The sequence below is a fragment of the Duganella sp. HH101 genome (assembly GCF_001758795.1).
GTDB classification, from domain to species: domain Bacteria; phylum Pseudomonadota; class Gammaproteobacteria; order Burkholderiales; family Burkholderiaceae_D; genus Rugamonas; species Rugamonas rivuli.
This window is the reverse complement of sequence record NZ_LRON01000007.1, coordinates 102875-115486: the sequence shown is the minus strand read 5'-3', so window position 1 is coordinate 115486 and position 12612 is coordinate 102875. Positions and strand designations below refer to the sequence as shown.

At 65.0% G+C, this 12612-nt stretch carries 8 protein-coding genes; 6 read left to right on the top strand and 2 right to left on the bottom strand.

Annotated features, from left to right (window positions below; all coding sequences use genetic code 11):
* The first annotated feature begins 175 nt into the window (after positions 1-175).
* Genes DUGA2_RS13505 through tssA form a run of 6 tightly spaced genes read left to right on the top strand, consistent with a single transcriptional unit; the run spans position 176 to position 9231 of the window.
* Positions 176-1015: a M15 family metallopeptidase gene (locus DUGA2_RS13505; protein WP_008449031.1), complete on the top strand. Its 840-nt coding sequence runs from the start codon at positions 176-178 to the stop codon at positions 1013-1015.
* A 36-nt stretch (positions 1016-1051) separates the two neighbouring features.
* A complete protein-coding gene (locus DUGA2_RS13500) occupies positions 1052-2431 on the top strand; it encodes a hypothetical protein (protein WP_229214684.1) in 1380 nt (459 codons plus the stop codon).
* 33 nt (positions 2432-2464) lie between these two features.
* A complete protein-coding gene (tssM, locus tag DUGA2_RS13495; protein WP_168167790.1) occupies positions 2465-6388 on the top strand; it encodes a type VI secretion system membrane subunit TssM in 3924 nt (1307 codons plus the stop codon).
* Entirely contained in the window at positions 6385-7371 is a 987-nt protein-coding gene (gene tagF, locus DUGA2_RS13490; protein WP_070269764.1) for a type VI secretion system-associated protein TagF, read from the top strand. The genes tssM and tagF overlap by 4 nt, the downstream gene beginning before the upstream one ends.
* A 2-nt stretch (positions 7372-7373) precedes the next feature.
* Positions 7374-8171 carry an OmpA family protein gene (locus DUGA2_RS13485; protein ID WP_070269763.1) on the top strand — a complete coding sequence of 266 codons (798 nt, stop codon included), beginning with the start codon at positions 7374-7376 and terminating at the stop codon, positions 8169-8171.
* A gap of 16 nt (positions 8172-8187) precedes the next feature.
* Positions 8188-9231 (top strand): type VI secretion system protein TssA, encoded by a 1044-nt coding sequence (tssA, locus tag DUGA2_RS13480; RefSeq protein ID WP_070269762.1) that lies wholly within the window; start codon positions 8188-8190, stop codon positions 9229-9231.
* A gap of 25 nt (positions 9232-9256) precedes the next feature.
* Here tssA and DUGA2_RS13475 read toward each other — a convergent pair whose 3' ends face one another.
* Together DUGA2_RS13475 and tssH are read right to left on the bottom strand one after the other, a co-directional pair.
* Positions 9257-9934, bottom strand: a complete 678-nt coding sequence (locus DUGA2_RS13475) for a hypothetical protein (protein ID WP_229214683.1) — start codon at positions 9932-9934, stop codon at positions 9257-9259.
* 11 nt (positions 9935-9945) lie between these two features.
* Entirely contained in the window at positions 9946-12609 is a 2664-nt protein-coding gene (gene tssH / locus DUGA2_RS13470) for a type VI secretion system ATPase TssH (protein WP_070269761.1), read from the bottom strand.
* Between the last annotated feature and the right edge of the window lie 3 nt (positions 12610-12612).

Genomic DNA, 12612 nt, shown 5'->3' with positions numbered 1-12612 from the left:
ACGCGATTCAAGAAAAACACGACGCATAGTACGAAGTCAACAGTGCGCACCTCATATTTCCGTGCTTTGCCAGAGGGATTTCAATCGTGCGCTGGATTGTCATAACTGTAAGATATACTCAAAGCAATGCTTTAAGGACACTAATGATGCACCGTTACGCTGGGGAGATGCTGTCGTGCTGATACTGGCAATCGCACTATATTTCGTCATTGCCTGCCTGATCAGCTGGATGGTCTTGTTCCCGGCCGGCCGCGAATTCGTGCTGAACGCGCTGGCCGGCGCCGGCCAGCGGCTGCAACAACGGGTCGGCCGCCTGGCCGCGCGCGGGCAGCAGGACGCCGGCGCATTGGGCCGCACGGGCCGCGCGTCGGCCGGCGAGATCGGCGCGTTCCTGCGTCAGCACTATGTGTTGTGCCTGGGCGGCGCGGCGCTGATCTGCATCCCGCCGCTGCTGGCGCTGATGATGAGTACCAGGAGCACGCTGAGCGGCTTCGAAACCTCGACCCGGGAAGTCAACACCCAGGTCGCCGATCTGCTGCAGGGCGAGCAGCTGGTGCCGCCGCCTACGCTGCCGCCGCTGGTATTCGCCTCGGCAGAAGTGGCGCTGGAACGACCGATGCTGGTGTCGGCCAGCCGAGACTGGGCGCTGATGGATGCGGCTTACGCCCAGCGCCTGCTGATGGCCTTCAAGATCATGAAGGAGAAGCACGGCTACGACATGGCGATCCTGGAAGGCTACCGCAGCCCGGAACGCCAGAACGCGCTGGCCGCGATGGGACCGAACGTCACCAACGCGGCGGCGTTCCAGAGCTGGCACCAATACGGCCTGGCCGCCGACTGCGCGTTTCTGCGCGACGGCAAGCTGGTGATCTCGGAAAAAGATCCGTGGGCCATGCGCGGCTACCAGCTGTACGGCGAAGTGGCCGAGTCGCTGGGCCTCACCTGGGGCGGGCGCTGGAAGATGATGGATTTCGGGCACACGGAACTGCGTGTGGCCGGTGTGATGAAACGATAAGGTACGGGCAAAATGGCGGCATGGGTTAAAACTCTGATGATGGCGATACTGGCGTTCGGCGGCAGTTGGCTGGGCGCCGTCTGGTACTGGCGCGCGAACAACCGCATGCCGGCCACCGACGACCTGGTGCTGTGCCTGCTGGTGCTGCCGTTGGCGTTGCTGGCCGTATTCTGGCTGGGCCGCAAAATCTATCGCGGCATCAGCGCGCCCGCCGCCTCTGCCTCGGGCGGCGCCGCGGCCCAGGCCGAGGTTCCCGCCGAGCCGGCGCGCGGACCGGCGCTGTCGCTGGTGGCGGCCGCCGTGCGCGCACCGCACGGCATGTCCGCTGCCGAACTTGGCGCGGCGCTGGCAGGCGCCCAGGCCCGCCCTGCGCTGGACTCCGAACTGAACGACGACCAGGGTTATCCGATCATGAGCGCGCGCATCGCCGACATCGATCCCGATCCGCTGCGCGAGGAAGTGTCGGAATGGCTGGCCGCGCACGATCTGGAGCCGCACTTCAGCGACGAACAATGGCGTGCGCTCAGCGCGGGCAGCGAAGTGGTGAGCGAACTGTCCTCGCCTCTGAGCGGCCATCCGCAACTGGCAGCGCATGCCGAACGCCTGGCGCGGCGCGAGCCGTCGCCGCTGCCGGTGCTGCAATTGCAGCCCGTATGGCAGGCCGAATGGAAGCCGGAGCAGCGCCAGGCCGCCGCCCTGTGGCTGCGCCACATGCTGACGCAAGCCGGCTGGCCCGAAGAACGCATCGCCGTCGCGCCGGAACGCGGCGCGGCCGATACCGAAGTCAGCACCGCCCTGGCGCGTCTGCTGTCCGACGAACCGCCTGCGCTGACGCTGGTGGTGGCCTGCGGCTCGCACATCGGCGCCGACAGCGTCGAGCGCCTGGGCAGCGCCGCCGCATTGTTCAATGCCAGCCATCCGCAAGGCCAGATCCCGGGCGAAGGCGCGGCCGGCCTGCTGCTGGCGGATGCGGCCCAAGCCGCGATGCTGGCGCCCGGCGCGCAACTGCCGCAGCTGCTGGCCGTGAACAGCGGCCGCCTGGCCCACTCCGCCGACGAATCCAAACGCGCCAGCGCCGAACTGCTGCTGGAACTGAGCACCAAGGCGCTGCACAGCGCGGGCCGCGAAGCATCGGCCATCGCCCTGATCACCGCCGACACCGACCACCGCACCAGCCGCGTCATGGAGCTGATGGGCGTAATGTCGGAAACGACGCCGCAGCTCGATCCCGGCGCCGACGTCTTCAGCGTCGGCGCCGGATGCGGCAGCTGCGGCGCCGTCACGTATTTGACCGCGCTGGCATTGGCGCGGCAGGAAGCGGAGAGCCGCAACGCCGCCATCCTGTGCATCAGCAATCTGGACCCGTTCCGGCGCGACGTCGCCGTGATCGGCCCCGCAGCACCCGTAGTAGTTTGATTTTCCCGAATTTTTCTAGAGCCCTCAATCATGATGCAAAAAACCTGGCAATTCCTGACGACCCGCAACAGCCTGATCGTGATCGGCTGGGTGGCCTTCGCCGCCTTGTTGCTGATCGCCGCAGCCATCTTCGAATGGCCGGCCAGCGTCGCCTGGACGGTGCTGGCGATCGCGCTGCTGTTCGGCGCCGTCGTCTGGCTATGGCGCCGCCATCGCCGCCAGCGCGCCGCCGCCCAACTGGGCGACATGCTGGAACAGCAGGTCAACAAGACGCCCGCCAAGCCTGACCCGGCCCAGCGCCAGGAGACGGACGTGATCCGCAAGCGCCTGCTGGACGCCATCGCCACCATCAAGGGATCGAAGATCGGCCAGTTCTCCGGCAACGCCGCGCTGTACGAGCTGCCGTGGTATATGGTGATCGGCAATCCGGCGGCGGGCAAGAGCACGGCCATCGCCAGCTCCGGCCTGCAGTTCCCGTTCGCCGACACCAAGATCGTGCAAGGCGTGGGCGGCACCCGCAACTGCGACTGGTTCTTCACCACCGACGGCATCCTGCTCGATACGGCGGGCCGCTATTCCGTCGTCGACGAAGACCGCGGCGAATGGTTCGGCTTCCTCGACCTGCTGAAAAAATACCGCAAGAAGGCGCCGATCAACGGCGTCATCATCGCCGTCAGCGTCGCCGAACTGACGCGCAACCGTCCCGAATTCGCCATCAACCTGGCCAAGAACCTGCGCCAGCGCGTGCAGGAACTGACCGAACGCCTGGAAGTGCACGCGCCGGTGTACGTGGTCTTCACCAAGGCCGACCTGATCACCGGCTTCAACGAATTCTTCCAGGACGCCGAGCGCGGCGAGCGCGATAAGATCTGGGGCGCCACCCTGCCCTACAGCCAGTCCACCACCAGCGAGCAGATACTCGACCAGTTCGACGCCCGCTTCGATGAGCTGTACGACGGCCTCAAAGACCTCAGCCAGGCCAATATGGCGCTGCAATGGCGCGAGACCATGCCGCCCGGCGTGTTCACCTTCCCGCTGGAATTCAGCTCGGTCAAGCCGTCGCTGCGCGCCTTCATCGCCACGCTGTTCGAAGAAAACCCCTTCCAGTTCAAGCCCGTCTTCCGTGGCTTCTACTTCACCAGCGCGCTGCAGGAAGGCGAATCCGTTTCCGCCTCGTCGCACCGCGTGGCCCAGCGTTTCGACCTGAAGCTGCAACCGCAGGAACACGAAGAAACCCATCAACAACAAGGCTACTTCCTGCTTAACCTGTTCCGCAAAGTGATCTTCGCGGACAAGGATCTCGTCGCCCAATACGCCAGCCCGGCCAAGACGCGCGTGCGCTACGCCGCCTTCTTCGCCGCCACCGCCTTCGTCGGCCTGGCGCTGGCCGGCTGGAGCTGGTCCTATATGAACAACCGCCAGCTGGTCGCCAACGTCCAGGCGGACCTGGACCAGGCCATCAAGGTCCAGCAGAACCGCATGGACCTGCAATCGCGCTTCCAGGCGCTGGAAATCCTGCAGGACCGCATCGAACAACTGGACAACTACCGCGAACACCGTCCGCTGTCGCTGGGCCTGGGCCTGTACCAGGGCGACCTGCTGGACCGCAAGCTGCGCGAGGAATACTTCGCCGGCGTGCGCGAGGTGATGCTGAAACCTGTCGGCCAGTCGCTGGAGTCCTTCCTGGCGGAAGTCAACAGCGGCGCGTCGCAGTTGCAGCCTATGGCCAAGCCGGTGACGGCGGCTGCCGACGCCGCGCCGGCCGCCGTCGCCGACGCCACCGCGGCAGCCCCGGTCAACAACGGCGCCACGCAGTTCAAGGACGCCTCGCCCGCCAACGCGGAGGACGCCTACAACGCGCTGAAAACCTACCTGATGCTGAGCGATAAATCGCGCGCCGAAGCCGGCCACCTGAACGACCAGCTGACCCGCTTCTGGCGCGTTTGGCTGGACGGGAACCGTGGCGCCATGCCGCGCGAGCAGATGATACGCAGCGCCGAACGCATGATCTCCTTCTACCTGGCGCAGGTCAACGACACCTCGTGGCCGCAGCTCGACGGCAAACTGGCGCTGGTCGACCAGACCCGCGACAACCTGCGCCGCGTGGTGCGCGGCATGCCGGCCCGCGAACGCGTCTACGCCGACGTCAAGGCCCGCGCCGCGACCCGCTTCCCATCGATGACCGTGGCCCGCATCGTCGGCGACCAGGACAAGGAACTGGTACTGGGCAGCTACGCCATTCCGGGCAGCTTCACGCGCCAGGCGTGGGAAGGCTTTGTGCAGGACGCCTTCCGCGAAGCGGCCAACCGCGAAATGCAGAGCGCGGACTGGGTGCTGAAAACCTCGTCCAAGGATGACCTGACGCTGGAAGGCAGCCCTGAGCAAATCCAGAAATCGCTGGTGGAGCTGTACAAGAACGACTACGCCAAGGAATGGGAGAAGTTCGTACAAGGCGTGACCATCCGCGAACTGGAAGGCTTCGACACCGCCGCCGCCGCGATGAATCGTCTGGGCGATCCGCAAACCTCGCCGATCAACAAGCTGGTGACAACCGTCTACGAGCAAACCTCGTGGGACAACCCGTCGCTGCTGGACGCCGGCCTGCAACGCGCGCAGCGCGGCGTCAGCGGCTGGTTCCGCGAAACCATCCTGCGCCAGAAACCTTCGCAGATCAACGTCAACCTCGGTTCCGCCAACGGCAGCAACGTGCAGAACGCCGCCCTGCCGCTGGGCCCCGTGGGCCGCGAGTTCTCCGGCGTGGCCCGCCTGGTTGTCGCCAAGGACAAGGATGCCTCGCTGATGCGCGGCTATATCGACCAGATGTCCAAGCTGCGCACGCGCTTCAACCAGATCAAGAACCAGGGCGATCCAGGCCCGGGCGCCAAGCAACTGATGCAGCAAACGCTGGACGGCACCGGTTCCGAACTGGCCGACGCGCTGAAATACGTCGACGAGCAAATGCTGACCGGGATGACCGACGCGCAGAAAGCGGCGATCCGACCTATCCTCGTTCGTCCGTTGATGCAGACCTTCGCCGTCATCGTCAAGCCGACCGAGACCGAAATCAACAAGGTCTGGTCCGCGCAGGTACTGCAACCGTTCAACAAGAACCTGGCGCTGAAATACCCGTTCGCCACCGAGTCCCGTGCTGAAGCCACCAACGCGGAAATCGGCGAGATCTTCGGCCCGGACGGCGCCATCGCCAAGTTCTTCAACACCACCATCGGTCCGTTGGTGGTGCGTCGCGGCGATTCCTTGAGCGCCAAGACCTGGGCCAACATGGGCGTCAACCTGGCGCCGCCTGTGGTGGCGGCCTTCCCTAACTGGATCGCTCCATTGTCGGCGGCCGGTGTCGCCAACACGGCGGCGTCCAACGGCGGCGAAGCGCAGACCATGTTCGACCTGCAGGCGCTGAGCGCCACCGGCGCGACCGAGTTCACCATCGAGATCGACGGCCAGTCGCTGCGCTGGCGCGGCCAGCCGCAGCCATGGGTACACATGGCCTGGCCGAACCCGCAGGGCGTGCCTGGATCGAAGATCACCGCCATCACGCCGGAAGGCCGTAACGTTGTGCTGCTCAATGAACCGGGCCACTTCGGCCTGAAGAAAATGATCGACGCCGCCAAACGCAAGCGCAAGGACAACGGCGCGTTTGAACTGAGCTGGGACAACGCCGGCGTGATCGTCACCGCCAACCTGAAGATCGTCGCCACCACGCAGGCCCCCGCGCCGCAACCGGTGCAAGCCGCACAAGGCTTCAAGCGCCTGCGCCTGCCGGAATCGATCATCGCCGCCGCACCTGCCGCACCGGCGCCTGCGGCCACGCCGGCTGCACCGCCGGCGCCAAGCGCTCCGGCGGCTCCGGCGGCAGCGCCTGCGGCCACACCCGCGCCCAAGCCGCCTGTCGCGCCGGCGCGTACCGCAGCAGCCACCGTCACCTCGGGAGCCATGCAATGAGCCGCGGCGCAACCCCGATCAGCGTCGGCTACTTCGGCAAGATTCCTACCCGTGGCGACTTCGTCAAGGGCAGCGACAGTCCGGCACTGATCAAGGTGCTGGATGACTGGCTGTCGCAGGCGATGGAACTGATGAGCACCGACGCCCGCTGGAAGCTGAACTACGACGCCGTCGCGCCGCTGCACTTCGCCTTCGTCGGGCCTCGCCGCCGGCACGCCATCGCCGGCCACATCGTCGCCAGCAGCGACCAGTCCAGCCGCCGCTATCCCTTCCTGATGATGGGCGCGATGGAGGTCAATGAGCCGGCCGCCTTCGTGCCGAACTCCCCGCTGGTGCTCACGCGCCTGTGGAATCGGCTGGAAGCGCTGACCACCAGCGTGCGCGAAGCCGGCGACCCCGCGCTGCCGCTGCAAAGCGCCGCCAGCCACCTGGTCGAACTCGATCTGCGTTCGGCCGCCTATGACGCCGCCTTCGAGGACTTCCTCGAACTGCAGACCATCGGCGCGCTCGACGCGATGCTCGCGCAGACCGGATTCAAAGGCTCGGCGCGGCAAATCCTGCTGGCGCTGGGCATGCTGCTGCAACCCGTTATGGCCAGCAGCTCCAGCCGCCTGGAGAAAAGCCTGCTGCTGCCGCTGCCGACCGATCCCATGTACCGCAACCTGGTGGCCGCCTTCTGGATGCACCTGATTACGCCATTCCTGGCGCGCGCCGATTTCGAACTGGCGCTGTTCGTCACCCGCATCGAACAGCGGCCGGCGCTGGTGCTCGGTTTCAGCGGCGCCTCGGCGCAGACGCTGCGCGCGATCATGGATCCGCAAACGGCGCTGGACCATCACATCGACTTCGAACAGCTGGACTGGGTGGAAGAACAGATCGATTCCGACTACGGAATCAAGAAGCTGTCCACCTATCTGGCGCAAGCCAACCTGTCACTCAAGTCCGCGCTGGATTCTGTCGGCGCGGCGTTTATCGGAACCTGACCATGCGCTCTAACCAATTGATAGCCCAAGCCCTGCTGGCCGGCCTGTGCGCGATCGCCACCGGCGCCAACGCCCAGAACCCCGGCCTGGCCCCCGCCGCGCCGGAACCGGGCCAGGTACTCGCCAGCGGCACCGTGCCGGACGAAGGCAGCAAGGCCGCCGTGCTGGCCAAGCTGCGCGAAGTCTACGGCGCCGACAAGGTGGTCGACCAGATCGCCATCGGCCCGGTCGCCATGCCGGCGAACTGGAACGGCTACGTACAAAAGCTGATTACCTCCGATTTGAAGCAGATCAGCCGCGGACAGCTGAAAATCGACGGCAGCAACGTCAGCCTGCGCGGCGAAGTCGCCAACGAGGCGCTGCGCCAGCGCATCGCCAGCACCGTCGCCACCAGCCTCAATCCGACCTACACCGTCAACAACGGCCTGCGCGTATCGGCGGCAGACCAGAGCATCCTGGACACCACGCTGGCCAACCGCACCGTCGAATTCGAAAGCGGCAAGGCCACGCTGACGCCGGCAGGCAAAGCCATCCTCGACGAGATGCTGGCCGCGCTGCTCAAGCTCAAAGGCCGCAAGGTCGAGATCATCGGCCACACCGACAGCGCCGGCCTGCGCGCCACCAACCTTGGCCTGAGCCAGGCGCGCGCGGAGACCGTCAAGGCCTACTTCTCCAGCCACGGCCTGAACGGCGACCTGCTGACCGCCAGCGGCCAGGGCCCGGACCGGCCTATCGCCAGCAACGACAGTGCCGACGGACGCGCGCGCAACCGCCGCATCGAATTCCGCATGGCCCAATAATCAACAAGAGGACATCATGTTTTCAGCAGAGCAGTTACTCATCCCCATCAGCGACAGCCGCCCTTCCGGCGAGGACCTGTCCTTCTCGTCCGACCTGGACGCGATCGCGCAGGCGCGCAAGTTCGACGACCCTTCGCTCGATCAAGGCGAATGGGTGACGGAGTTGAAGGAAGCGGATTGGGACTTCGTCGTCAAGCGCAGCGCAGCGCTGTTGACGGAAAAGAGCAAGGACTTGCGATTGGCGGTATGGCTGACCGAAGCCGCCGCCAAGCAGCATCACCTGCGCGGCCTGGGCGAAGGTTATCGCCTGCTGGCAGGCCTGTTTGAACAATACTGGGACATGGGCTTGTATCCGGAAGCGGACGGCGGCGACAACGACCAGCGCATCGGCAATCTAAGCTGGATATTGGCGCGCACCAAGACGCTGATCCGCGAGCTGCCGCTGACGGAGGGCCGCAACACGGCCTATTCCACCATCGACTTCGAAACGGCGCGCAAGCGGGCCAACGGCGGCAGCGACAACGACCAATCCGGCGCACCGAAGCTGGCGGACATGGAGGCGGCCAAGCGTTCCAACTCGGCGCAGTTCGTCGCCAAGTTCTCGGCGGACGCGCAATACTGCATGGACGCGCTGCTGCAACTGGAGAAAGTAGCGGATGCCAAGCTGGGCCAGGACAGCCCCGGCTTCTCCGCCGCGCGCGACGCCGTGCAGTCGATGCTGCACGTGATGCCGGCGGCGGCCAAATCCAACGGCGCCGAGGCGCATGCGGACGACCATGCCGGCGAGCAGCCGTCCCACACAGATACGGGCGTAGCGGCGCCGCAGCAGCGCGAAGGCGTGTCCGGCCCGATCCGCAACCGCACCCAGGCCATCGCACAGTTGCGCGCCGTGGCGAAGTTCTTCCGCGATACCGAGCCACACAGCCCGGTATCCTACTTCGCGGAGAAAGCCGCCAACGCCGGCGAACAGGATCTGCACACCTGGCTGCGTTCCGTCATCAAGGACGAAAGCTCGCTATCCCATATCGAAGAGATGCTGGGCGTGCAGCCGCCAAACTAAAAAAGGGGGGAAGCCCCCCTTTTTTTTATTCGCCGATCAGTTGAACCGCGTCTATCCGCTTGTAACCATGCTGCACGTTGTTAGCGATGGTGATCTTGACGCCTTTGACTTTGTAAGCAGTCTTCTCGAAGCTGCGCACGAACCAGGTGCGGTTGCCGCGCCGGTCCTGCTTGACGTCGCTGATGCCGGTCCAGATGGTGTTCCACTTGCCGTCGGTATCCTGCAACTCCACCTTGTTCACCGCTTCCACGCCATCGCCGCCAGGGATGATCACTCGCACTTCGGTCGCGTTGACCGGTTTGGCATAGCCCACTTCCAACCAGTCGAAACCCTTGTTCTGATTGTTGTTGGTCCAATCGCGGTCATCCGAGGTACCGACGACGTTCTTCGCCACGTTGACCTCCGATGGCTCCTTCCCATCCTCGTCGCCGAAGGTTGAACTGGCTTTCGCAGTCGCCGCCCATTGCCCCTTCGGGTCGTTCAGATACTTGTCTTCCATCGTGCCGTAGTCGAGCAGCGCCTGTTTCTTGGCCATTTCCTGCTGGTCCGCAGTCTGCTCCGCTGCCGGCGCGGCAGCAACTGGCGCGGCCGCCGGCGCCGGCGTGGCGGCCGCCGGTGCGACCTCCGGCTGCTCCTTCTTGTGGCATGCGGTCAGTATCAGCGCGGACATCAGCAGCGCAATAGTGGCTGGGCGTTTCATCATCGTGTATCTCCTTATTTAACGGTGTACTTGAACTGGCCCTGCTTGTTGGCGCTGACCTTGATCTTGCTGATCACGGCGCCTTCGGCCATCTTGGTCAGCACGGATTCGGCCACTTCCGGCAGCAGCGTGCCATTGAGGATATTGTCGACATTGCGCGCGCCGGAATCGACTTCCGTGCAGCGCGCCAGCACTGCTTCCACCAGCGCCTCGTCGTAGCTGAACTCCGCTTTGTGATTGACGCTGATGCGCTGCTGGATCTTGCCCAGTTTGAGCTTGATGATCTCCACCAGCACGTCGTCGGGAATCGGATAGTATGGAATCACCTTCAGGCGGCCCAGGAAGGCCGGCTTGAACTGCTTCATCAGATGCGGGCGGATCAACTCTTCCAGCGCGGTCGGATCGGGCAATTCATCGCCGGTCTTGTTCAGGCAAGCCTGCATCATCGCGGCCGAAGCCACGTTCGAGGTGAGGATGATGATGGTGTTCTTGAAGTCGATCTCGCGGCCTTCCGCATCGTCCATCACGCCCTTGTCGAACACCTGGAAGAACAGCTCCATCACATCCGGGTGTGCTTTTTCCACTTCATCCAGCAGCACCACGCTGTATGGATTGCGGCGCACGGCCTCGGTCAGCACGCCGCCCTCGCCATAGCCCACATAACCCGGTGGCGAACCCTTCAACCCCGAGACGCTGTGCGCCTCCTGGTACTCGCTCATGTTGATGGTGATGAGTTTGCGCTCGCCGCCGTACAGCACATCGGCCAGCGCCAGCGCGGTCTCGGTCTTGCCGATGCCGGATGGTCCGACGAACAGGAACACGCCCTTCGGCTTGTTCGGATCGTCCAGGTTGGCGCGCGAGGTACGCACGCGCTGCGCCACCGCTTCGATCGCATGCGGCTGGCCCAGCACGCGCTGTTCCAGCATCGGCTTCAGGTTCAACACCGTCTTGATCTCGTCCTTGACCATCTTCCCGAGCGGGATACCGGTCCAGCCGGCGACGATCTCCGCCACCACGTGGCCGTCCACCTGCACCGGCACCATCGGCGTTTCGCCTTGCAGCGACTTCAATTCCGCTTGCAGCGCCTGCAGATCCTTGCTCTGGCTTGCACCGCCCTCGCCGCCCGCCTCCAGCACCACGCGGCCGGCCTTGATCTGCTCCGTCAGCGCTTTCTCTTTCTCCCAGCGTGCGGATAACTCGGCATGCTGCGCGGCGGCGGCCACGCGGCCGGCTTCCAGTTCCGCCAGTCGAGCAACGTGCGCGGCGCCGCCGGTGCTCTGCTCGCGTTGCAGCGACGTCGATTCGGCTGCGATGCGTTCCAGCTTGCGCGCCAGGTTCTCGATCAAGGCCGGCGTGGCGTTCTGGCCCAGCGCGACCTTGGCGCAGGCGGTATCGAGCACGCTGATCGCCTTGTCCGGCAGCTGGCGCCCCATGATGTAGCGATGGGACAAACGCACCGCCTCGGTGATCGCCTCGTCGTACACGCGTACGCCGAAATGTTTTTCCATCAGCGGCGCCATGCCGCGCAACATGGCGCAGGCCAGTTCCTCGCTCGGCTCTTCGACCTTGACGACCTGGAAGCGGCGCGCCAGCGCGGCGTCTTTTTCAAAGTACTTCTTGTACTCGCCCCAGGTGGTAGCGGCGATGGTGCGCAGTTCGCCGCGCGCCAGCGCAGGCTTGAGCAGATTGGCCGCGTCGTTCTGGCCAGCCTGGCCACCCGCGCCGATCATGGTGTGCGCTTCGTCGATGAACAGGATGATAGCGTGCGGGCTTTTCTTCACTTCATCGATGACGTTCTTCAGGCGGTTCTCGAACTCGCCCTTGACGCTGGCGCCGGCTTGCAGCAGGCCCATATCCAGCGTATGAATCTCCACGCCTTTCAGCACATCCGGCACGTCGTTCAAGGCGATGCGCAGCGCCAGGCCTTCCACCACGGCGGTCTTGCCGACGCCGGCCTCGCCGGTCAGGATGGGATTGTTCTGGCGGCGGCGCATCAGGATGTCGATGGCCTGGCGGATTTCCATGTCGCGGCCGATCACCGGATCGACCTTGCCGTCGCGGGCGCGCTGCGTCAGGTTGGTGGTGAACTGGTCCAATGCCGGCGTTTTCGATGCGGCCTTGGCCGACAGGTCGCCGACCGGATCGCCGCCCAGCTCTTCGCGCTCGCCGGTCGCGGCGGCGTTGGCGGCGACCGCCTCGTCCGAGCCTGCGGTCAGCTTGTCCAGGTTGTGCTTGATCTGATCGACTTCGAATTTGGCGAACAGCTTGGAACCACGATACGCCAGCTGCGCCAGCTCGGGCTCCGTCAACAGCGCCTGCAACAGATGGCCGCTGCGTATCTGCGCCTGCTGGCCCGCTTGCAGGTCCAGCGACGCGATCAGCCACGCATGCTCGAACAGCTTGGGCAGCCGCTCGGAAAACACCGGCGTGCGCGAGTTGCCTGTCTTCAGACGCGCGATCTCGGCCTGCAAGTCCGCCTCCAGCATGCTGACACTGATGCCGCTCTGGCGCGCGATGACGACGAAATCGCTCTTGGGCTGCTCCAGCAGCGCCAGGAACAGGTGTTCGATATCCACCTCGTACTGGCCCAGCGAGACGCACAGGCTGGCGGCGCGGGTGGCTGCCGTGCGGCTGGTGTCGTTCAGTTTTCCGATCAAAGTCTTCAGGTTGATGCTCATGAT